Raw genomic sequence first — 20498 nt, forward strand, 5'->3', positions numbered from 1 at the left:
TGCCACTTCAATTCGGAGGTATATAAATTTATTTTAAATGAGTAACGAAAATAAAACAGAAGAAATGGAAGATGAACTTCTGAATAATATAGAAAGTCAAGAAGGGGAACAGGACGGTTCATTTGTTGGGAACGAAGATATTGAAAAGGGCGAAGAACTTAGCCTGGAAGAGCAATTGCAGGAAGACCTTAATAAGGAAAAAGACAAATTTTTACGTCTTTTTGCAGAATTCGAAAACTACAAAAGGCGTACATCAAAAGAAAGAATGGACTTGTTTAAAACAGCCGGCCAAGAGGTTATTGTATCATTATTGCCAATAATAGATGATTTTGACCGTGCACTAAAGGAGGTCTCCAAATCTGAGGATCGGGAGATGTTCAAGGGAGTGGAATTAATAAGTAATAAGTTCAAGGAAACATTAAAAAATAAAGGGCTTCAAGAAATTGAAGTAAAGCAGGGTGACGCCTTTGATGCGGAAATACATGATGCCATCACGCAAATTCCAGCTCCCAGTAAAAAGTTGAAAGGCAAAGTAGTTGATGTAGTGGAAAAAGGTTTTAAACTGGGTGATAAAATCATACGCCATCCAAAGGTGGTTGTTGGAAATTAAAAATATTTTATGAAGGAGGATTATTATGACATCTTGGGCATTGGAAAAAATGCTACTGCGGCTGAAGTAAAGAAAGCATATCGCAAGAAGGCAATCGAGTACCATCCTGACAAAAACCCAGGTGACGCCAAGGCTGAAGAAATGTTTAAAAAAGCGGCAGAGGCCTATGAGGTTCTAAGCGACCCCAATAAGAAGGCCCGTTATGATCAATATGGACATGCAGCCTTTGAGGGCGGCGGCGGTTTCGGCGGTGGCGGAATGAACATGGATGACATTTTTAGTCAGTTCGGCGATATTTTCGGTGGTGCCTTTGGCGGTGGTGGCTTTAGTGGTTTTTCGGGATTTGGCGGTGGCGGTGGTCAGCGACGTGTCAAGGGAAGTAACTTAAGAATCAGGGTTAAGTTGACCTTGGAGGAAATTGCCAATGGAGTAGAAAAGAAAATAAAGGTAAGGCGAAAAGTTCAAGCAGAAGGGGTTACATACCAGACTTGTGGCACCTGTGGAGGTCGAGGCCAAGTAACCAAAATCACCAATACAATTCTGGGTAGAATGCAGACCGCAGCCACTTGTAGCAACTGTGGGGGTAGTGGTCAAATGATAGATAAGAAGCCCAGCGATGCGGATGCCAATGGATTAAAGGTTTCTGAGGAAACCGTAAGTATCAATATTCCTGCCGGGGTTGAGGACGGAATGCAATTAAAAGTGCCTAATAAAGGAAACGATGCTCCAGGAAATGGAGTTCCCGGAGATTTATTGGTTGCCATAGAGACTGAAGAGCATGAAACGCTAAAGAGGGAAGGGGATAATCTTCATTATGACCTTTATATTAGTATTTCCGAAGCCGTATTGGGGACCTCAAAAGAGATTGATGCCGTAGGAGGTAAAGTAAGGATCAAATTGGAAGCTGGTATACAGTCCGGTAAAATTCTTCGATTAAGAGGTAAGGGTATTACGAGTCTTAATGGTTATGGCGGTGGGGATTTACTGGTACATGTAAATGTTTGGACGCCCAAGGAATTGAACAAGGAGCAAAAGGACTTTTTTGAACGTATGCAGAATAACGAAAACTTTGAGCCTAGACCCGAAAAATCCGATAAATCTTTCTTTGAAAAGGTTAAGGATATGTTCTCTTAGAGCTCGCGATTTATTTTATAAATAAAAAACGTATATTTGAGATAATATTGGGTAACCAATATTATTTTCTTTTTCATAGCAATTTTTTTTTCCCATCCTTGATTCGTTAAGGGTGGGTTTTGTTTGTGAAACCCTGTCTTTAAGAGCTCCGAAGGAGCGAATTAAAGATAGTAGGTTGAACAAATCCCGCCCCTTGGCGGGATCTTAGGGTTATACTGAGAGCGATTGGATATATGGGGATAATTTTTAAGAGCTTCAGGAAGCGAATTAAGGATAGAAGGCAGAACTAATCCCGCTGACTAGAGAATTCCCATTACCGACTTGTAGGTTTGAATTTTTTTGATGATCAACCTTTAAATGTTGGTCATTTGTAGGGGGAATAGGGATTTTCAACACTTCCTTTTTTCTTTTTTTTATGAAAATCCAATTTCTTAATTTTTAAGGCTCCGGAGCACATAATTTTATCATAGTTAAATTATGATAAAAAGCTTAAAAAGAAATAATTTATAAAATTCCAACCTATCTCTTACATAGCAATTATATATCTTTGGGGAAATTGCGTACATGAATAATATATTGGTCGCTAAAGAGGTTTCCAAGCAGTTTGGGAACCATATAGCTCTCAACAAAGTTTCATTGGAAATTCCCAAAAATAGTATTTACGGCCTGCTCGGTCCCAATGGAGCTGGGAAGACTACTTTAATCCGGATAATCAATCAAATTATAAATCCGGATCAAGGTGTAATTTACTTTGATGGTAAGCTCTTGCAGCCCCACCACATATCCATGATTGGATACTTACCTGAGGAAAGGGGACTTTATAAAAGTATGAAGGTGGGCGAGCAGGCCCTATATCTTGCCCAATTAAAAGGACTGTCCAAGACAGATGCCAAAAATAGATTGAAATATTGGTTCGATCGCTTGGAAATAGGAGATTGGTGGAACAAGAAAATACAGGAGCTTTCTAAGGGAATGGCTCAAAAGATCCAGTTTATCGTCACCGTATTACACGAGCCAAAGCTTTTGATTTTCGATGAACCGTTTAGTGGGTTCGATCCCATAAATGCCAATTTAATCAAGGATGAAATTCTTCTACTTAGGGACAAAGGAACAACCATTATCTTTTCTACCCATAGAATGGAATCCGTGGAGGAGTTATGTGAATATATAGCACTCATACATAAGTCGGAAAAACTATTGGACGGTAAGCTTAGCGATATAAAAAAAGCATATAAGAACAATATTTATAAAGTAGGGTTAGGAGTGCAAAGTGCCAATGGGCTATTGGAGGACTTAAAGGATAAATTTCAAATTCTTTCTTCGGAATATGTCGATGGTGGGCTTCAGCTAAATTTTACTGTGCAATTGCCTTCCAATGATACAGGTCCCTTCCTATCCCATTTATCTGGCAGGGCAAATGTCAATAATTTCACGGAAACAATTCCATCGGCCAACGATATTTTTATTAGAACCGTTCAAACCAAATAATTTTTATGGGTAAATTATCACTCATCATAAAACGAGAGTATTTAGCAAAGGTTCGAAACAAGTCCTTCGTAGTCATGACGTTTTTGAGCCCAATCCTTATGGTAGGAATGGTTGTCCTTGTTGTTTATCTCACTAAGATTAATGATAATGAGATAAGGACTATTGCAGTTTTAAATGAGAGCAATTATTTCACCACTGATTTTCATGGTACAGAAAGTACCTCATTTGTAAGGATCAGAGATATTGATTTGGAGGCTGCCAAAGATTCTGTTCAAAAAATGGGGTTTTATGGTTTGCTTTATATCCCCGACGAGCCAGACCTGGAAAAGGTGGCAAGTAGGTCTTTTTTTTATACCAAGGATGCTCCGGGATCTAACGTTTTGGACAATTTGGAAAATGTCTTTGAAGATCGTCTGCGATTGCGGAGGTTACAGGAACTAGGGGTCTCGGTTTCCGATTTTGAAAGTGTAGGTAATAACTTTGAAATTAATACGGCTAACTTTTCCGGGGAACAGAACCTGAAAGGAATAATCGAAATTAAAGCCTTTATTGGTGGGGCATTTGGGTACCTGATCATGATGTTCATCATAATTTACGGTGGATTCGTTATGCGCAGTGTAATCGAGGAAAAAACATCAAGGATAATAGAGGTTATTATCTCCTCTGTTAAGCCTTTTCAGCTTATGCTTGGAAAAATAATTGGAACTTCCTTGGCAGGGGTTACCCAGTTTGCCATTTGGATCATTTCCGCCGTTCTGATGTTTGGTATTTTGATTCTGGTTTTCGATATTGATCCTTCGGGATTAAATTCAGGGGCCGCTAACGCTCCCGGCTTGGTTGGCGGAGCAGCGTATATGGCGGCATCGGATTCCGCCATGCAATTATATGCGAACGAACTTTTTAGGATACCGTGGGTTATGCTGATTTGTTTTTTCCTGATCTATTTTATACTGGGATATTTAATTTATAGTTCAATTTACGCAGCCATAGGGGCAGCGGTGGATAATGAAACCGATACCCAACAGTTTATTTTCCCTATTATCCTCCCGTTAATGTTGGCCATTTATGTGGGTTTCTTTTCTGTTTTTAATAACCCCCATGGGCCAATAGCGGTTGCATTCTCTTTATTTCCACTAACATCGCCCATTGTGATGCTTATGCGCCTGCCGGGAGGTATTGGTGAAGGTGGTGTGCCAATTTGGGAGTTGGTTGTATCTATTTTCTTATTGATTGTCACATTTATAGGTATTGTATGGTTGGCCGCAAAAATTTATAGGGTCGGAATATTGATGTACGGGAAAAAGCCATCTTATAGGGATTTGTTTAAATGGCTGAAATATTAGTATGGAAGAAATTAAGAATATTGTTAAGGTCTTTAGTGATTTCCTTGCCTTCAAAATTTGGGATAGTGATAAAGTGGATATTACGGCAGGCACTTTTTTAACGATCATCCTTGCTATAATTGTCGTGACCTATTCCTTAAGGCTAGTCCGAAAATTGGTTACAGCAAAGCTGCCCGAAGAGGATAAGAATAAGTTTATCAGCATTTTTGGGTTCTTGAGATACTTATTTTACATTATGGTGGTATTGGTAGTTCTGCATACCTCAGGGGTTAATCTTACCGTACTGTTGACTGCCTCTGCAGCGCTTTTTGTGGGTTTGGGGTTTGCCTTGCAATATTTGTTTCAGGACATTATTTCGGGTATTTTGATTATTATGGATCAGTCCTTGCGTGTAGGCGATATTGTTGAGGTAAATCAGAAAGTGGGGCGTGTTTTTGAAATTCGGTTAAGGACAACCAGAGCACTTACCAGGGATGACAAGGTGATCATAATTCCAAACCACCAATTTTTAACGGATAGTATATATAATTATACCCAAAATCATAAAAGTACCAGAGAGAGCGTTAAGATTGGGGTGGCCTATGGCAGCGATGTCAATTTGGTAACCAAAATATTGGAAAATATCGCCGGTGATCAAAAAGGGGTTTTAAAAAATCCAAAGCCATTTGTCCTATTTGATGATTTTGGGGATTCCGCCTTATTGTTTTCCATTAATTTTTACATTAACGACAGTTATGGAGATCCAAAAATTAAAAGTGCTATGAGGTATAGGATAGATGCCAAATTTAGGGAACACCAAATAAGTATACCGTTTCCACAAAGGGATATTCATTTGTATCAATCCCGTGCTTTGCAAACCATACAGGTAGAAAAAAATAATACTGGGGATGGGAATTAGAATAGAAAAATTGGGATTCCTAATTGGATTCTTTTTGTTGGTAAATTTTTGTCGTGCCCAGACGCCTGATGTTTTTAGGTTGGAGTATATGCTAATGCCCAGAAATACTGCTGAAGCAAAATTGTCACGTATAAAATTAGTGGCCAACTTGCCCATAAAGGTGGGTAAGAAGGACAATATTATTGTTGGGGCCGAGTACAATCGCATAGCCTTTGATCTTAATCGCGGAGCACCATATGATGATGAAATTACACAGACATTTCATGTGGCCGATTTAAACATGGCTTACATATTGCAGTACAATCAAGACTGGCGCTTCGTAGGAGTTGTTACTCCACGTTTATCCTCAACCTTGACCAACGATATAGGTGATGGCGATGTGTCCTTGAACGTTACCATTGGAGCGCTTCGGGATAGACCAAATATTGAAAAACCAACACGATTGGTATTGGGAGTGGCTTATAATTCAACGGTGGCGGTAAGAATACCATTGCCTTTGGTCTATTTTGAAAAGAGGTTTCATCCCAATTGGGCATATGTTATTGGAGCCCCCAAAAGTGGTATGAAATACTTTTTTAATGACAAACATATGCTTCAAACAGAATTTATAGTGGACGGATATTATGTAAATCTCCAAAATACGGTGATTAGCTCGGATTCTGGTATTGCTTCCTCCATTTCTACTTCTGTAGCCTTGTTTACATTGGGATATCAATATGCAGTGGCTAAAAATATTTTCTTTTATGGTTATGCAGGACATACCCTTTTTCAGGCAGGAGTATTGAGGGATGATGATCGAAATAATATTTTTACATTGAACGACCAACCTAGTTTCTACTTTAGAACAGGTTTTAGAATTGGAATATAAAAAAAATAATTATGTCTAGAATATTAGTAATTGAAGATGAATCGGCCATAAGAAGGGTTCTAGTGAAAATTCTTTCGGAAGAAAATGAAAGCTATAAAGTGGAAGAGGCCGAAGATGGGTTGATGGGATTGGAAACCATAAAAAAAGAGGACTTTGATCTTGTTTTATGTGATATTAAAATGCCAAAAATGGATGGTGTTGAGGTCTTGGAAGCTGTTCGTAAAATAAAACCTGAAATTCCTTTTATCATGATTTCAGGACACGGGGATCTAGATACTGCCGTGAACACCATGAGGATTGGGGCCTTCGATTATATTTCCAAACCACCAGATTTAAATAGGTTGTTGACTACGGTGCGCAATGCCTTGGATAGGAAGGAATTGGTGGTAGAAAACAAGATTTTAAAGAAAAAGGTCAGCAAGAACTATGAAATGATCGGTGAGAGCAAGGAAATCTCCGTAATCAAGGAGATGATAGAGAAAGTGGCTCCTACAGATGCCAGAGTGCTGATTACAGGTTCAAATGGTACTGGAAAGGAACTTGTGGCGCATTGGATACATGAAAAAAGCGAGAGAAACGCCCACCCTTTGATAGAAGTAAACTGTGCGGCAATTCCTTCCGAATTAATAGAAAGTGAACTTTTTGGACATGTCAAGGGAGCTTTTACATCAGCGGTCAAGGATAGGGCCGGTAAGTTTGAAGCAGCAAATAATGGAACCATATTTTTAGACGAAATAGGGGATATGAGTCTGTCGGCACAGGCAAAAGTACTTCGTGCACTTCAAGAAAATAAAATAAGCAGGGTAGGTTCCGATAAAGATATTAAAGTAGATGTTAGGGTGGTCGCCGCTACCAATAAGAACTTAAAGGAGGAAATAGAAAGCGGAAGGTTCCGTGAGGATTTATACCACAGATTGGCCGTGATTTTAATAAAAGTTCCTGCTTTAAATGATAGAAGGGACGATATTCCGTTGCTTATAAAGCATTTCTCCGACAAAATTGCCTCAGAACAGGGAAGCGCGCCCAAAACATTTTCTTCAAAGGCTATTTCCCTATTAAAGGGGTATGACTGGACTGGAAATATACGTGAATTAAGAAATGTAGTGGAACGCTTAATAATTCTTGGCGGAAACGAAGTGACCGAAGAGGATGTTAAGTTGTTTGCGAGTAAATAATTCGCACCTTTCGGTATCTTATTTTTTTTATAAAAGCTGAATTGAAAAATAAGAATGAAAACTTACTATAGGGTGCCAGAGCGCTAATACTTCTACACCTTTGGAGTGTTAGGTTGCTAGGATTCAACCTTGGGAATATACTGCCGAATGCCCTTTTGGCAGTTGTTATTTTTTGCAGTCACCAAGCCTTGCAAGTGCCTTGGCCGCAATTTCCTTGGTCTTTAGATTATAGTATTTTTTGCCTTCCGAAAGGTTTGGCCTCAAAAGTTGCTGTTCACTAATGTTATATACATTTTGTGTAAACGCCTTGGCTTCTTTGCAATCCACGGATTCCACTACCTTGTTCAGGGATTGCTTAAACTTCTCCAAGGCGATATCTACTTTGTTTTCAAGGGTTTTGTTATCCAGGAGTTTTTGTGATTTTTTTTCAGCTATTGCAGTCTTGGTATTCATTGCCAAAACATCATTGTTATATCTACTATCATGTGAGTCGTGTTCATCTAGTGCTTCCAAACTCCCAGAGGCGTTGTCCAATGCTTTTTTAAGTAATATTTTGGCACTTGGTAAGGAGGTTGCCTTGGTGGCATTGGTTAAATTCACGGAGCTCTCATGGATCAACTCTGTGGCATGTTCACATCCGCAATCCTCTAATTGTGACTTGGATTTTACTATGGCATTCAATGCCTTGTAAGCAAAATACTTTGTCATATTAATGTCTTCGGTGGCTATGGCCTTTTCAGTTTGTGATTGAATGTAGCCAATATTGGAGCCGGCGTATTCACAGGCTTTGTTAATTTTAAAAGAGGAGAAAATAAACATTGTAAAAGAACAAACAGCTATAACGGAAAGTCTCATAAAGTAGGTTTTAGTTTCTTGTTATACTGGGAGATATAACCTTGTAAAGGTAATCCTACGACCATAATTTTCCATGTTTATTCGATGAAGTACAGTGGTTGATTTGGTTTTTAGACGAACTGAAGCTTTCTTCGGATATATGGTAGTTTTTTTTCGCAGGATTGGCCGATATTCCATCGACAAAACTCCTAATCTTTATTCAAGGTCCTATAAAATAATGTAAAGCAATTCCTTAAAATTGGGTTTTATATTGAAACCTTGTGTTTCCCTTAACGACTGGAACGGTCTTCATATTTGTTCCAAAGGCCATGGAAATCAGGCTTCCTAAAAAAATCAAGCTTTAACTTCTAGGTAATTTGAATAATTTCATATATTTTTTGTTTCTAATTGCTCTCTATGGGAGCACTAAACATTATCCATGAAAAATATAGAGGCAGCTACTTATAGGGTTGATAGTGAAATTGAATTGGCAAATTCCAATACTAGGGAAGATCTAGATTCGTCCGATAAAAAATTAAGGAGGGCGCTGGAAAATATTAGGATTGAGCTGGGAGAATTTCAGGACACCATGTATGCCCATGGCAAATACAGTGTACTAATTTGTTTACAGGGTACAGATACAGCTGGGAAGGACAGCCTGATACGGGAAGTTTTTAAAGATTTTAACGCAAGGGGAGTGGTTGTCCACAGTTTTAAAGTGCCTACAGAATTGGAATTAAAGCACGATTACATTTGGAGGCACTACATAGCCCTTCCGCCCAAGGGGAAATTTGGGGTATTTAATCGGACACATTATGAGAACGTTCTGGTAACAAGGGTACATCCGGAATATATTATGAATGAACATATCCCTGGAATCCACATGGTATCGGATATAGACCAAAGTTTTTGGGACAAACGGTTTGAACAAATAAATAATTTTGAGCGCCACGTTGCGGAAAACGGAACCATTATTTTCAAATTTTTTCTGCATTTGTCCAAAGAAGAGCAGCGACAGCGCCTGCTACGTAGATTGGCCTTAAGGAAGAAAAATTGGAAGTTTTCCCCAGGCGATTTAAAGGAAAGGCTAATCTGGGATAAATACCAAAAGTGTTATGAGGAGGCAATCAACAACACCTCAAAACCTCACGCACCTTGGTTTGTAATTCCATCCGACAATAAAAAGGCTGCCCGTGTAATTGTTGCCGCCATTTTACTGGAAGAGTTAAAAAAATACAAAGATATAAGGGAACCGGAACTGGATGATAAAATAAAAGCTAATTTAGAAGAATATAAAAAACAACTGGAAAACGAATGAGGTATTTATTGGTAGTATTTCTACTTTTAGTAACACAGATTGAAGCGCAGAACAATGATCAAACTCAGATTAAGGAAATTTATAATTCGGCTCTTACCAATGGTAACGGCTATGCTTGGTTAAATTATTTGTCCAATCAAATAGGAGGACGACTTTCCGGTTCATTACAGGCTCAAAAGGCGGTAGATTACACTAAAAAAGTCTTGGATTCCATGGGTCTAGATCGGGTTTGGCTCCAGCCCGTCAAGGTGCCCAAATGGGTGAGGGGTACACCGGAATTTGCCTATATGGAAAGTGATCCTGGATTAACCAATAATGTACCCATTTGTGCATTGGGAGGGTCTATCGCAACCCCTTTTGGTGGTATTAAGGCAGGGGTGGTAGAGGTAATTGGCATTGAAGGGTTAAAAGCTTTGGGGAAAGAAAAAATTCAAGGTAAGATCGTGTTTTTTAATAAACCGATGGATCCTGCCAATATCAATACCTTTCAATCCTATAAAGATTGCTCTGACCAGCGATATTCAGGTGCTTCCGAAGCTGCTAAATACGGTGCTGTAGGAGTTATTGTTAGATCTTTAAACCTGCGGTTGGACGACTTCCCGCATACCGGTGCAATGAGTTATGGGGACACCACAATGGCGGATAGGATTCCAGCAGCGGCCATTAGTACAAACGGCGCTGAATTGCTCAGTGCGACCCTCAAGTTAAATCCTGGCATAAATTTTTTCTTTAGGCAAAATTGTAAAATTTTACCGGACGAAGATTCTTTTAATGTAATTGGGGAGATAAAGGGTAGTACATATCCAAATGAGGTTTTGGTAGTTGGCGGCCATTTGGACTCATGGGACTTGGGAGATGGCTCACATGATGATGGTGCCGGATGTGTGCAAAGTATGGAAGTTCTAAGATTGCTCAAGGCTACTGGATATAAGCCTAAACGGACTATACGGGTGGTGCTCTTTATGAACGAGGAAAACGGACTTCGCGGAGGCACTACTTATGCCGAACAAGCGTCCAAAAATAATGAAAAACATATTTTTGCGTTGGAAAGTGATTCGGGTGGATTTACCCCGCGTGGCTTTTCATTTGATTGTGACCAAGCTAATTTTAGTCAGGTAGAAAGCTGGAAAAGTTTGTTTGAACCCTATTTGGTGCATTTGTTCACAAAAGGAGGAAGTGGTGCGGATATAGGACCATTAAAAAATGATAAGATTGTTTTGGCAGGTTTAAGACCTGATTCACAACGCTATTTTGATCATCACCATTCGGCAAATGATACCTTCGCCCATGTAAATAAAAGGGAATTGGAACTTGGAGCAGCTTCCATGGCCAGTTTAATATATCTCTTCGATCAATATGGTATTAAATAAATACGGACTCTGTCGACCATTAATTTGGCGTAAATATGAGTAATCCAGGATTTTTTTATGTGTAGTGGAGGTTCCGAACGTCCCTTCTATACTCCCAAGACTTTTCTAAACAGAAAACTTATCCTTACCTTTGCAGACTAATAAAAAAACAGCGATATGCAAGACGGAATTTACGCAAAATTCAATACTTCTAAAGGAGAAATAGTGGTAAAGCTTACCCATGATAAAACACCTGGGACGGTTGGTAACTTTGTAGCCTTGGCAGAAGGCAATTTGGAAAATAGTATTAAAGCACAAGGAAAACCATATTATGATGGTTTAAAATTCCATAGGGTTATTCCAGATTTCATGATTCAAGGTGGATGTCCACTTGGAACGGGAACTGGCGATGGCGGTTATAAATTTGACGATGAATTTCATCCAGATCTTTCACATGACGGACCTGGTGTACTTTCTATGGCCAATGCAGGTCCGGGAACTAACGGGACACAATTTTTTATAACCCACGTGGCTACTCCTTGGTTAGACAACAAGCATACTGTTTTTGGACATGTTGTTGAAGGGCAGGATATAGTGGATGCTATAAAACAAGGAGATAAAATTGAAAGTCTAACCATTGAAAGAATTGGGGCCGAAGCCGATAAATGGAATGCTGTTGAAGCATTTAGAACTTTTGAAGGTTCAAGAGAAAAGAGGCTGGCGGAAGAAAAGAAAAAAATGGCTGCCGAACTGGATAAGGTTGCAGCTGGTTTTAAAGAAACTGCAAGCGGACTTAGATATAAAATAATTCAAGAGGGAAAAGGCGATAAATCCGTAAGCGGAAAAAATGTTTCCGTACACTATGAAGGTTCTTTGTTGGACGGACAAGTTTTTGATTCTTCCTATAAGAGAAAGGAGCCCATTAGCTTTCAATTAGGTGTTGGTCAGGTAATTCCCGGATGGGACGAAGGTATCGGTCTATTGAAAGTAGGGGATAAGGCCAGATTCGTTATTCCATCCAATTTGGGATATGGTAGCGCTGGTGCAGGAGGAGTAATTCCACCAAATGCCACACTAATATTTGACGTTGAATTAATGGGGATAAGTTAATGATCCAAGTAAAATAAAGTGGTAAGGTTCTAAGAAATTAGAACCTTTTTTTTGCCCATCGGACTAAAATTTAAAAATCCATATGGAAATTTGACCTAATGGAATTAGGTTAAAGCACTGATCTATCTTTTGGTCCTGTTAAGGCTTAATACCAATAGTGCTATATTTATTACCAATAAGGATAAGAGAATGGTGAAAAAAGTGGTCATGTAATAGTTATTTATAATGAGATATTCTTAGTGTTCGTATTTAAGATGACGAAAGGGATAAAAGGTTGCGTATAGAAATAAATATTATATGGACCGGTTAAAAATCTGTAGTGAATAGTGTAATAAAATATACATTTTAAATATTATTAATTTTCTTTTGGTTTAGGGGTATAAAAAAACCCATCCTAATGGATGGGTTCTATTTTCTAAAAAAAATTGTACCGTAATTATTAAATCACTTTTACATTTACTGCGTTCAATCCTTTTTTACCTTGTTGTAGTTCAAATTCTACAACATCACCTTCACGAATTTCGTCGATTAAGCCAGAAATGTGTACAAAGTGATCTTCGCTTGAGCCATCTTCAGTGATAAATCCGAATCCTTTGGAGTCATTGAAGAATTTTACTGTTCCTTTATTCATTATAAAAAATTAAAAAAATTAAATTAGGCACGAAGATAGGGTTTAATTATTTAACTACATGATTTTTTGATAGTTATATTTTTTAAACTGGGTTCGGATATGCCGGGGAATATAAATTAAGCGGCTAATTAACTGTGCGTTAATGGTCTTGGTCCAATACTTATTTTCTTGCACCAATTAAACTTAATCCTTTTCTTGGAACTATAATGCAATAAGTTTATGTTTCCCGGCGAAAGTAAATTATGTTGGGATCTTGCGGTCTACAATTAAATATGGTCGAGTTTCACCGGTTTTTTATACAATAAAGTCTTCCGTAAACAGGAAGACTTTATGTTTATAATATGTTGTTAGCCGATAAGTTATTAAATATTGGGCTGCGGTGTCATTCTTAAATAAGGCTTAATTTCTTCTACCCCTTTAGTAAATATTTTTTTGGCATCATCAGTATTTATGGACGGACTAATTACAACACGATCGCCATTTTCCCAGTTAGCTGGGGTGGCCACCTTGTGGTAAGCAGTTAATTGAAGCGAATCTATCACCCTAAGCAATTCGTGAAAATTACGGCCTGTAGACGCTGGATAAGTGATAATTAGCTTAACAGCTTTGTCTGGTCCTATTATATAAACGGAACGCACTGTTAGGCTGTCATTCGCATTTGGATGAATCATATCGTACAAGGTGGAAACCTTTTTGTCCTCGTCTGCAATAATGGGAAAGTTAACTGTGGTATGCTGTGTTTCATTTATATCCTTTATCCATTCTCCATGTGATGCCACACCGTCAACACTAAGAGCCAGCATTTTTACATTACGTTTATCAAACTCTGCTTTAAATTTTGCAGCAGTTCCCAACTCAGTGGTACAAACAGGAGTAAAATCGGCTGGGTGTGAAAACAAGATTCCCCATCCATCGCCTAAATAATCATATAAATTGATCATTCCCATTGAACTATCTGCCGTAAAATCAGGGGCCGTGTCGCCCAATCGTATAGTTGCCATATTATAGTGATTTAGTTAAAAATTAATATCCTATAAATTTAGTAGATTACATTGTAATCGACTTTTTTAAAAGGTTAAAAAAGTATTAAAATTTAACAAAAACACCTGGTTGTTTAATATTTATGCCCATCAAATTTACTTAGGTTTTCAGCATTTAACAATTTGAATGTCAATAAGTAGCGCATTTCCCTTAAAGGATTTTTAGAGTAACTAGTTTTCTGAAATTTTAATACGAATAAATCTATGAGTCTAATTTTAAGTCATATTTGCGGCACTATTGCCAAAGACCATAATTTATAACATCAACACAATTTTTTAATTGGATATCTATTAATTTGAATCAAACTTCTTTAATTTTATGGTATGGAAGAAAGAACTTTAGAAGAATTGAAATATCCCATTGGCCATTTCGCTTTTACCAAAAAAGTAAGTGATGTAATTTTGTCCGATTGGATTTCTGAACTGGAGGCACTACCTACCCGTTTGGAAGACTTGGTGATTAATCTGAACGATGAGCAGTTAAATACTCCTTATCGACCAGGTGGTTGGTCTATAAGACAAGTGGTCCATCACATGGCAGATAGTCATCACCATAGTTATACCAGGTTTAAATGGGCTTTGACGGAAGATAGACCAATAATCAAAGCGTATGATGAAAAAGAATGGAGCAATTTATTGGATGCCAATAATGCACCAATTGCCTTATCTTTGGATTACCTAAAGGCACTACATGCAAAATTGGTTTACCTTTTAAGGGGTTTGTCCAAGGAAGATTTGGAAAGAGTGTATATTCATCCCGATGGCAATGTGGAGGTTAGCCTTATGGAGAATATTGGAAAATATGCCTGGCATGGCAATCATCATCTGGCACATATAGAAGGTTTAATAGAGCGGAAAGGTTGGTGTTTTCCATAGTCCCTTTTGAACAATACAATTTGCATCCCTACCAACCATAAAGTCACTACATTAAAACAAAATGTAGAGATCAACCGGTGGTTATTATTTTTTCCATTTTATATTGCAGCCCATACTGGGTTTTTGGATTGCATTTATTTCCTTTCCTTCAAGTAGGGAGTCCATGGCGGCTTTCAGATCTCCACCGGTCACCGGGATTCCATTTCCAGGACGGGAGCTATCAAATTGACCGCGATATACCAATATTAAATTAGCGTCGAACAGGTAGAAATCCGGAGTACACGCTGCTTCATATGCTTTGGCTACTTCTTGTGATTCATCGTACAGATACGGAAAAGAATACTTTTGTTCCACACTGATCAACTTCATTAAATGTGGTGCATCTTGCGGATAGTTATCCACGTCATTACTGGATATTGCAATAAATGAAATACCTTTATGTTGGTACTCTATTGCGGTTTTGGCGATTTCGGCATTAAGGTGCTTAACAAAAGGGCAATGGTTGCAAATAAACATGATCACGGTACCTTCGGTGCCCTTTAATTCTTGAAGGCTTTTGCGTTTTTCCGCTGTGGTATCGAACAATTTAAAGTTAGGGGCTATTGTGCCCAAGGGCAACATATTACTGGATGTATTGGCCATGACTTTATTATTTTGAGGATAGGTCCTATGCAAAGTTAAGGGAAATTAAAGATTCTTTTATGCGGATCATGTATTAGTTATTTTTTTTATGAACCTTAAAATATGGGGTAATGAGAAATTCAAATACAGTATTATCGGAGGCTATAACTGACCTAAATAAGGCTGTTTTCACAGAAAATATAAACTTATGTGATGTGGAAATAAAAAATATAAAAATAAAACGGACACTGCCTGTAAAGGATTTTAAAATAGTTCAATTCTTTAGGTTTGAAGGAATGAGCGATCCGGATGATAATATGGTCCTTTTTACCATTAAAACTTCGAGCGGGGATAAGGGTCTTTTAGTGGGCGCATATGGGGCATATTCAGGAAATATCCCCAAAAGAAATATGGATAAACGCAGAATTGTTATATGAGCGAAACTATTACATGGCCCGATTTCTCCAAAATAGAAATGAGGGTGGGCACTATTATAGAGATAAAGGATTTTCCAAAAGCCAAAAATCCTGCCTATCAAATTCACGTAGATTTTGGCGAGCATCTGGGGATTAGGAAATCTTCGGCCCAAATTGCACAAAGGTATTCCAAGGAGGAACTTTTGGGGAAACAGATAATTGCCGTAGTAAATTTTCCTAAAAAACAAATTGCAAATTTTATGAGCGAATGTCTTATATTAGGAGCTGTTGACGGTTCCGATGTAATACTGTTGCAACCGGAGACCACAGTGGACAATGGACTTAAAATTTCTTAATATTTGATATCTATCCCCCTGGACAAGGTCCATTTAGACTTTAATGAGCAATCGCTTTGGGTGCTGAACATAGCTCTGGCCCTGGTGATGTTTGGAATTGCCTTGGATATTTCCCTGGATGATTTTAGGCGATTGGTAAAAAAACCAAAACCTCTTTTTATAGGGCTATTAAGTCAGTTTGCTTTGTTGCCGGCTGTAACCTTTATATTGGTGATGTTGATAGAGCCATTGCCCAGTATTGCATTGGGCATGTTTATGGTAGCTGCTTGTCCGGGTGGCAATATTTCCAATTTTATAACGCATTTGGCCAAAGGCAATACAGCCTTATCCGTTAGCCTAACAGCTGTAGCTACCTTATTGGCAGTGGTTATGACTCCGTTGAACCTTCAATTTTGGGGTTCCTATTATGGTCCAACAGCTGCCTTATTGCAAGAAGTGGCCATTTCACCTATCGCTATGATCAAACTAGTGGCATTACTCTTGGGGTTACCCCTAATTTTGGGCATGTGGATAAATTATATAAGACCAAATTGGGCCCTTAAAACGGCCAAAGTTCTAAAAGTGCTCTCCCTAGTGTTTTTTATAGTGCTCATTTTTGTGGCTTTATATGACAATAGGGATATTTTTATGGAGTATGTACTTTACGTATTTTGGATCGTGCTCCTACACAATTTGCTGGCTTTTGTTACCGGTTATTCTGTAGCCAATCTTTTAGGGCTTTCACAAATGAATAGAAGGACTATAGCCATTGAAACGGGAATTCAAAATTCAGGATTGGCCTTGCTACTGATATTTACTTTTTTTGATGGTATGGGAGGAATGGCCCTTTTGGCAGCTTTTTGGGGAATTTGGCACTTGGTGTCCGGATTAACATTAGCCACTTTATGGGGATATAGACCAATTGATAAAGAAGAACTTGTTTGAGGAAACTTGGATATCATTTTTTTAGGGTTTGGCTGCGTACGGCATTGACCTTCTACTTTGCCAAAATAAAAGTTGAAGGCTTGCATCACCTGCCCTCTGGGAAGCCTATTATGTTTTTGGCAAATCATCAAAATGCTTTGCTGGATGCCCTGATAGTTGCAACCAATTGCAACCGGAAGCCTTATTTTTTAACACGGTCGGATGTGTTTAAGACGAAGGCTTTAAAGATGTTTTTCGAATTTTTAAGGATGATTCCTGTCTATAGGATAAGGGATGGAAAGAATTCCTTAAAAGGGAATACTGTAATTTTTGAACGTTGCTCCGAACTTTTGCAAAAAGGAGAGGCCATACTTATTTTTCCAGAAGGGAACCATTCCCTAAAACGTCGGGTCCGGCCTCTAAGTAAGGGCTTTACCCGTATTTTGTTTTTGGCCCTGGAAAGCGATCCCTCAATGGAGATTGCTATTATACCCATTGGGGTGAACTATACAAATGCTGCAAAATTCCCCGACCAGGCGGCTTTGTTTTATGGTAAGGAAATAAGGGTTCAGGATTTTTTTGACAAGGAGGATGTTTCGGGATCTACAAGTCGTTTGAAGGAGGAAGTATCCCATCAATTAAAAAAACTTACCACGCATATAGAAGAGGAGGCTAGTTATGATGATACGATACAAAAATTAGAAGACTCTAATGTGGATTATTTAGAACCTAAAGCAGTTAATCTAGTTTTGGACAAGCAGGCTATGCCAAGTCCTAGATCCAAAGAAAAGGGTTCCGGAATTAAATTCTTGTTTAAGGGTTTATTTAATGTGTTGAATTTCCCTATGGTAATACTGTGGTCAAAATGCATTAAGCCCAAAGTTACAGAACTGGAATTTATGAGCACAACCAGATTTATGTTTGCCTTATTGATTTATCCTTTACAGTTGCTCTTTTTGATATTGGGGCTGCTCACTTTCCTAAATTGGCAGCCAGCCCTTATAATTTGCTCTGCGCATTTAATCTTAAACATCGTTCTTGTAAAATTGCTATGATGGGGTGGAGCCCATAAGTTAAACTTTGAGTTTTTCTCCTTAATAGATATCCAGGAAATAGTAGAATACCTTGTACCGGCCAATGAATGACTAAATTGAAAAGGTCTTAAAATAAAAACGGCCCCACAAAGAAGGACCGTTATATTTTTATAAAACGACAATAGTATCAGATATCATCAAAACTTACATCGGTAAAACTGTCTGTAGAACTTATTGATCCATTTTCCTCCGAATCTTCTTTCTTAAAATCCTTTTGATGACGTTCGGATATTACTTCGGAACCCTTCTCATCTATAATGTAATCCATCATCTCATCCAAATTCTCCTTAAAGGCGGTAAAGTCTTCTTTATATAAATAAATCTTGTGTTTTTTATAATGAAAAGAACCATCATCATGAGTGAACTTTTTGCTCTCGGTAACAGTTAAATAATAATCCCCTGCCTTTGTGCTTCTAACATCGAAAAAATAAGTTCTTCTTCCTGCTCGTAAAACTTTTGAATAAATTTCTTCTTGGTCCATTAAATCTTTATCGCTCATTTCGTCTAGTGTATAGTTAATTTTTCATAGGTATATATCTGTCAAAAGTGGAAAAAAAAACCTAATCTAACAACATTTTTCTATTTTTCTTTCTCAGAAAGTTGGTGCATATACAGCTCTTTGTAGTATCCCTCAACAGAATTTAATTCTTCATGTGTCCCTTCCTGTATTAATTTTCCGTTCTCCAAAACTATAATTTTATCTGCATTTTTGGCCGATGAAACCCTGTGGCTTACGATTAGAGTGGTCTTATTTTTAGATTCATTTTTTAATTGATTTAAGATTTCCTCTTCGGTTTCAGTGTCAACAGCTGAAAGACAATCGTCAAACAGGTAAATCTGTGGGTCCTTGAGGAGCGCGCGCGCAATGGAAACACGTTGTTTTTGGCCTCCACTTAGGGTTATGCCCCTTTCTCCCAAGATGGTTTCATATTGTTTGTTAAAGCCCATTATGTTTTCATGTACCACGGCTTTCTTGGCCACGGCAATAATTTCCTCATCAGTGGATTTTTCCTTTCCAAACTTAATATTGTTCTTAATGGTGTCCGAAAACAAAAAAGCATCCTGCGGAACGGCCCCAATGGATTTACGCAAGCTATTTAGATTTAATTCCTTGATAGGTATATCATCTATCAGAATTTCTCCTGAGTCGATGTCGTACAAACGGGCAATTAAATCCAATATGGTAGATTTTCCGGATCCCGTTTTCCCTAGGATAGCAACGGTTTCTCCTTTGTTTATGGTAAATGATATATTGTTTAAGGCAGTAATGTTGGTATCTTCATAAGTGAAAGTAACATTCTTAAACTCTATTTTTCCTTGTATAGGGGTATCCCTATCTACCGTACTTATTATATTGGGCTCTTCTTGCAAAAACTGATTTATCCTTTTTTGTGAGGCCTCTGCCCTTTGTACTATGGAGGTAACCCAACCAACGACAGCAACCGGCCATGTTAGCATGTTGACATATAAAATAAATTCCGCAATGATGCCTATTGAGGCTATTTCACCGTCAATATATTGTTTACCCCCGACGTAGATTACGAAAATATTGCTAATTCCTATTAAAAGGATCATAAGTGGAAAAAACCAGGCATTCACCTTGGCTAGATCCATACTTTTGTCCTTTCCATCAAGTGCTAAATTTTTCAGTTCGGTGTTTACCTTGGGTTCCAAGGCATATGCTTTTATTACCGAAATTCCTGAAAAAGATTCTTGTGTAAAAGTGGAAAGGGTGGATAAAAATTCTTGGACAATGGTACTTCTCTTATGAATAATCTTACTTATCTGGTAAATTAGTACAGATAGGATCGGTAACGGTAACAAGGCGTATAGTGCCAAAACTGGGGCTTTTATAAACATTAGCGGAACAAGGCAAACGAAAAGTGTAAGTGTTTGAATGCCGTACATTATGGCCGGGCCACCGTATAACCTTACCTGGTTTACATCCTCACTTATTCTGTTCATTAAATCGCCAGTTCTATTTTTCTTATAGAAATTGAGGCTTAATAATTGATAGTGGTCAAATACTTCATTCTTTAAATCGTACTCAATATATCGGGAAACATTGATAATGGTCTGCCTCATTAGAAAGGTAAAAAAGCCAGACAGCAATGCCGCTCCCACAATAATTAGTATGTACTCCAGAAGCATTTCCTTTGCCTCGGCCTTCACAATATCATTGCCTATAAAACCTTCCACCACTTCAATGGATTTCTTTACATAAGAAGGCATAACCAATTGAAAGACACGGGCTATCATGGTAATTACAATACCGACAAGAAGTTTGAACCGGTACTTTTTAAAATATTTATTTAGATGTTTAAGTTCTTTCATCCGACAGGAAACAGGAATTGTAGCATTATGGATTACAATTCGGCAAAGATAGTTTTTTGAATCTTAAACAAATGTTATAAAACACATAAGATAATACCGA

Annotated in this window: 21 protein-coding genes; 15 read left to right on the plus strand and 6 right to left on the minus strand. The window is 38.1% G+C overall.

Annotation, left to right across the window (positions count from 1 at the left end; genetic code table 11):
- The first annotated feature begins 37 nt into the window (after positions 1–37).
- From CWD91_RS16555 to CWD91_RS16585, 7 genes are all read left to right on the plus strand, one after another.
- Positions 38–610 carry a nucleotide exchange factor GrpE gene (locus CWD91_RS16555; protein WP_103442080.1) on the plus strand — a complete coding sequence of 191 codons (573 nt, stop codon included), beginning with the start codon at positions 38–40 and terminating at the stop codon, positions 608–610.
- Between the two features lie 9 nt (positions 611–619).
- On the plus strand, positions 620–1744 hold the full coding sequence (gene dnaJ / locus CWD91_RS16560; RefSeq protein WP_103442081.1) for a molecular chaperone DnaJ: 1125 nt from the start codon (positions 620–622) through the stop codon (positions 1742–1744).
- 564 nt (positions 1745–2308) lie between these two features.
- Positions 2309–3232 carry an ABC transporter ATP-binding protein gene (locus CWD91_RS16565; protein ID WP_103442082.1) on the plus strand — a complete coding sequence of 308 codons (924 nt, stop codon included), beginning with the start codon at positions 2309–2311 and terminating at the stop codon, positions 3230–3232.
- Between the two features lie 5 nt (positions 3233–3237).
- Positions 3238–4575, plus strand: coding sequence for an ABC transporter permease (locus CWD91_RS16570; RefSeq protein WP_103442083.1), 1338 nt, complete (start codon positions 3238–3240; stop codon positions 4573–4575).
- Position 4576: 1 nt separating this feature from the next.
- Complete coding sequence (locus tag CWD91_RS16575) at positions 4577–5473, plus strand: mechanosensitive ion channel family protein (protein ID WP_103442084.1); 897 nt, start codon at positions 4577–4579, stop codon at positions 5471–5473.
- Entirely contained in the window at positions 5463–6341 is an 879-nt protein-coding gene (locus tag CWD91_RS16580) for a DUF6268 family outer membrane beta-barrel protein (protein ID WP_103442085.1), read from the plus strand. Before CWD91_RS16575 ends, CWD91_RS16580 begins: the two co-directional genes overlap by 11 nt.
- Before the next feature lie 11 nt (positions 6342–6352).
- Positions 6353–7516 (plus strand): sigma-54-dependent transcriptional regulator, encoded by a 1164-nt coding sequence (locus tag CWD91_RS16585; protein WP_103442086.1) that lies wholly within the window; start codon positions 6353–6355, stop codon positions 7514–7516.
- 165 nt (positions 7517–7681) lie between these two features.
- Here the strand turns inward: CWD91_RS16585 and CWD91_RS16590 are convergent, their stop codons facing one another.
- Positions 7682–8371 (minus strand): hypothetical protein, encoded by a 690-nt coding sequence (locus CWD91_RS16590; RefSeq protein ID WP_103442087.1) that lies wholly within the window; start codon positions 8369–8371, stop codon positions 7682–7684.
- Between the two features lie 418 nt (positions 8372–8789).
- Here CWD91_RS16590 and CWD91_RS16595 point away from each other — a divergent pair, with 418 nt between their 5' ends.
- The 3 genes from CWD91_RS16595 to CWD91_RS16605 all read left to right on the plus strand — a co-directional run bounded on the left by CWD91_RS16595 (position 8790) and on the right by CWD91_RS16605 (position 12127).
- Positions 8790–9668, plus strand: coding sequence for a PPK2 family polyphosphate kinase (locus CWD91_RS16595; protein WP_103442088.1), 879 nt, complete (start codon positions 8790–8792; stop codon positions 9666–9668).
- Entirely contained in the window at positions 9665–11038 is a 1374-nt protein-coding gene (locus CWD91_RS16600; RefSeq protein WP_103442089.1) for a M20/M25/M40 family metallo-hydrolase, read from the plus strand. The genes CWD91_RS16595 and CWD91_RS16600 overlap by 4 nt, the downstream gene beginning before the upstream one ends.
- 156 nt (positions 11039–11194) lie before the next feature.
- A complete protein-coding gene (locus CWD91_RS16605) occupies positions 11195–12127 on the plus strand; it encodes a peptidylprolyl isomerase (RefSeq protein ID WP_103442090.1) in 933 nt (310 codons plus the stop codon).
- A gap of 439 nt (positions 12128–12566) precedes the next feature.
- On the opposite strand, the gene CWD91_RS16610 is transcribed toward CWD91_RS16605, so the two are convergent.
- Positions 12567–12758, minus strand: coding sequence for a cold-shock protein (locus tag CWD91_RS16610; protein WP_103442091.1), 192 nt, complete (start codon positions 12756–12758; stop codon positions 12567–12569).
- 362 nt (positions 12759–13120) lie between these two features.
- The gene (locus CWD91_RS16615; RefSeq protein WP_103442092.1) at positions 13121–13759 is read right to left on the minus strand and encodes a peroxiredoxin; all 639 of its coding nucleotides are present in this window, start codon (positions 13757–13759) and stop codon (positions 13121–13123) included.
- Between the two features lie 363 nt (positions 13760–14122).
- Between CWD91_RS16615 and CWD91_RS16620 the strand changes: the two genes are divergently transcribed.
- Complete coding sequence (locus CWD91_RS16620) at positions 14123–14674, plus strand: YfiT family bacillithiol transferase (protein ID WP_103442093.1); 552 nt, start codon at positions 14123–14125, stop codon at positions 14672–14674.
- An 84-nt stretch (positions 14675–14758) separates the two neighbouring features.
- On the opposite strand, the gene CWD91_RS16625 is transcribed toward CWD91_RS16620, so the two are convergent.
- Positions 14759–15316, minus strand: coding sequence for a thioredoxin family protein (locus tag CWD91_RS16625; RefSeq protein WP_103442094.1), 558 nt, complete (start codon positions 15314–15316; stop codon positions 14759–14761).
- Positions 15317–15426: 110 nt separating this feature from the next.
- Here CWD91_RS16625 and CWD91_RS16630 point away from each other — a divergent pair, with 110 nt between their 5' ends.
- From CWD91_RS16630 to CWD91_RS16645, 4 genes are read left to right on the plus strand one after another with little or no spacing between them, the layout of a single operon-like run.
- The gene (locus tag CWD91_RS16630) at positions 15427–15732 is read left to right on the plus strand and encodes a phosphoribosylpyrophosphate synthetase (RefSeq protein WP_103442095.1); all 306 of its coding nucleotides are present in this window, start codon (positions 15427–15429) and stop codon (positions 15730–15732) included.
- Positions 15729–16067, plus strand: coding sequence for a tRNA-binding protein (locus CWD91_RS16635; RefSeq protein WP_103442096.1), 339 nt, complete (start codon positions 15729–15731; stop codon positions 16065–16067). The genes CWD91_RS16630 and CWD91_RS16635 overlap by 4 nt, the downstream gene beginning before the upstream one ends.
- Before the next feature lie 3 nt (positions 16068–16070).
- Entirely contained in the window at positions 16071–16991 is a 921-nt protein-coding gene (locus CWD91_RS16640) for a bile acid:sodium symporter family protein (protein WP_262923156.1), read from the plus strand.
- Complete coding sequence (locus CWD91_RS16645) at positions 16988–18025, plus strand: lysophospholipid acyltransferase family protein (RefSeq protein ID WP_103442097.1); 1038 nt, start codon at positions 16988–16990, stop codon at positions 18023–18025. The genes CWD91_RS16640 and CWD91_RS16645 overlap by 4 nt, the downstream gene beginning before the upstream one ends.
- 166 nt (positions 18026–18191) lie before the next feature.
- Here CWD91_RS16645 and CWD91_RS16650 read toward each other — a convergent pair whose 3' ends face one another.
- Entirely contained in the window at positions 18192–18563 is a 372-nt protein-coding gene (locus CWD91_RS16650) for a PUR family DNA/RNA-binding protein (RefSeq protein ID WP_031444651.1), read from the minus strand.
- Between the two features lie 80 nt (positions 18564–18643).
- Entirely contained in the window at positions 18644–20398 is a 1755-nt protein-coding gene (locus CWD91_RS16655; RefSeq protein ID WP_103442098.1) for an ABC transporter ATP-binding protein, read from the minus strand.
- Positions 20399–20498: the final 100 nt, after the last annotated feature.

The organism is Arenibacter hampyeongensis (assembly GCF_002909255.1).
Lineage (GTDB): Bacteria > Bacteroidota > Bacteroidia > Flavobacteriales > Flavobacteriaceae > Arenibacter > Arenibacter hampyeongensis.

Coding starts and splice junctions, on each gene's coding strand:
- CWD91_RS16580 (WP_103442085.1), top strand. CDS start 5,463: ATGGGAATTAGAATAGAAAAATTGGGATTCCTAATTGGATTCTTTTTG.
- CWD91_RS16650 (WP_031444651.1), bottom strand. CDS start 18,563: ATGAGCGATAAAGATTTAATGGACCAAGAAGAAATTTATTCAAAAGTT.
- CWD91_RS16570 (WP_103442083.1), top strand. CDS start 3,238: ATGGGTAAATTATCACTCATCATAAAACGAGAGTATTTAGCAAAGGTT.
- CWD91_RS16610 (WP_103442091.1), bottom strand. CDS start 12,758: ATGAATAAAGGAACAGTAAAATTCTTCAATGACTCCAAAGGATTCGGA.
- CWD91_RS16620 (WP_103442093.1), top strand. CDS start 14,123: ATGGAAGAAAGAACTTTAGAAGAATTGAAATATCCCATTGGCCATTTC.
- CWD91_RS16565 (WP_103442082.1), top strand. CDS start 2,309: ATGAATAATATATTGGTCGCTAAAGAGGTTTCCAAGCAGTTTGGGAAC.
- dnaJ (WP_103442081.1), top strand. CDS start 620: ATGAAGGAGGATTATTATGACATCTTGGGCATTGGAAAAAATGCTACT.
- CWD91_RS16555 (WP_103442080.1), top strand. CDS start 38: ATGAGTAACGAAAATAAAACAGAAGAAATGGAAGATGAACTTCTGAAT.
- CWD91_RS16615 (WP_103442092.1), bottom strand. CDS start 13,759: ATGGCAACTATACGATTGGGCGACACGGCCCCTGATTTTACGGCAGAT.
- CWD91_RS16605 (WP_103442090.1), top strand. CDS start 11,195: ATGCAAGACGGAATTTACGCAAAATTCAATACTTCTAAAGGAGAAATA.
- CWD91_RS16575 (WP_103442084.1), top strand. CDS start 4,577: ATGGAAGAAATTAAGAATATTGTTAAGGTCTTTAGTGATTTCCTTGCC.
- CWD91_RS16585 (WP_103442086.1), top strand. CDS start 6,353: ATGTCTAGAATATTAGTAATTGAAGATGAATCGGCCATAAGAAGGGTT.
- CWD91_RS16600 (WP_103442089.1), top strand. CDS start 9,665: ATGAGGTATTTATTGGTAGTATTTCTACTTTTAGTAACACAGATTGAA.
- CWD91_RS16590 (WP_103442087.1), bottom strand. CDS start 8,371: ATGAGACTTTCCGTTATAGCTGTTTGTTCTTTTACAATGTTTATTTTC.
- CWD91_RS16655 (WP_103442098.1), bottom strand. CDS start 20,398: ATGAAAGAACTTAAACATCTAAATAAATATTTTAAAAAGTACCGGTTC.
- CWD91_RS16625 (WP_103442094.1), bottom strand. CDS start 15,316: ATGGCCAATACATCCAGTAATATGTTGCCCTTGGGCACAATAGCCCCT.
- CWD91_RS16635 (WP_103442096.1), top strand. CDS start 15,729: ATGAGCGAAACTATTACATGGCCCGATTTCTCCAAAATAGAAATGAGG.
- CWD91_RS16595 (WP_103442088.1), top strand. CDS start 8,790: ATGAAAAATATAGAGGCAGCTACTTATAGGGTTGATAGTGAAATTGAA.
- CWD91_RS16630 (WP_103442095.1), top strand. CDS start 15,427: ATGAGAAATTCAAATACAGTATTATCGGAGGCTATAACTGACCTAAAT.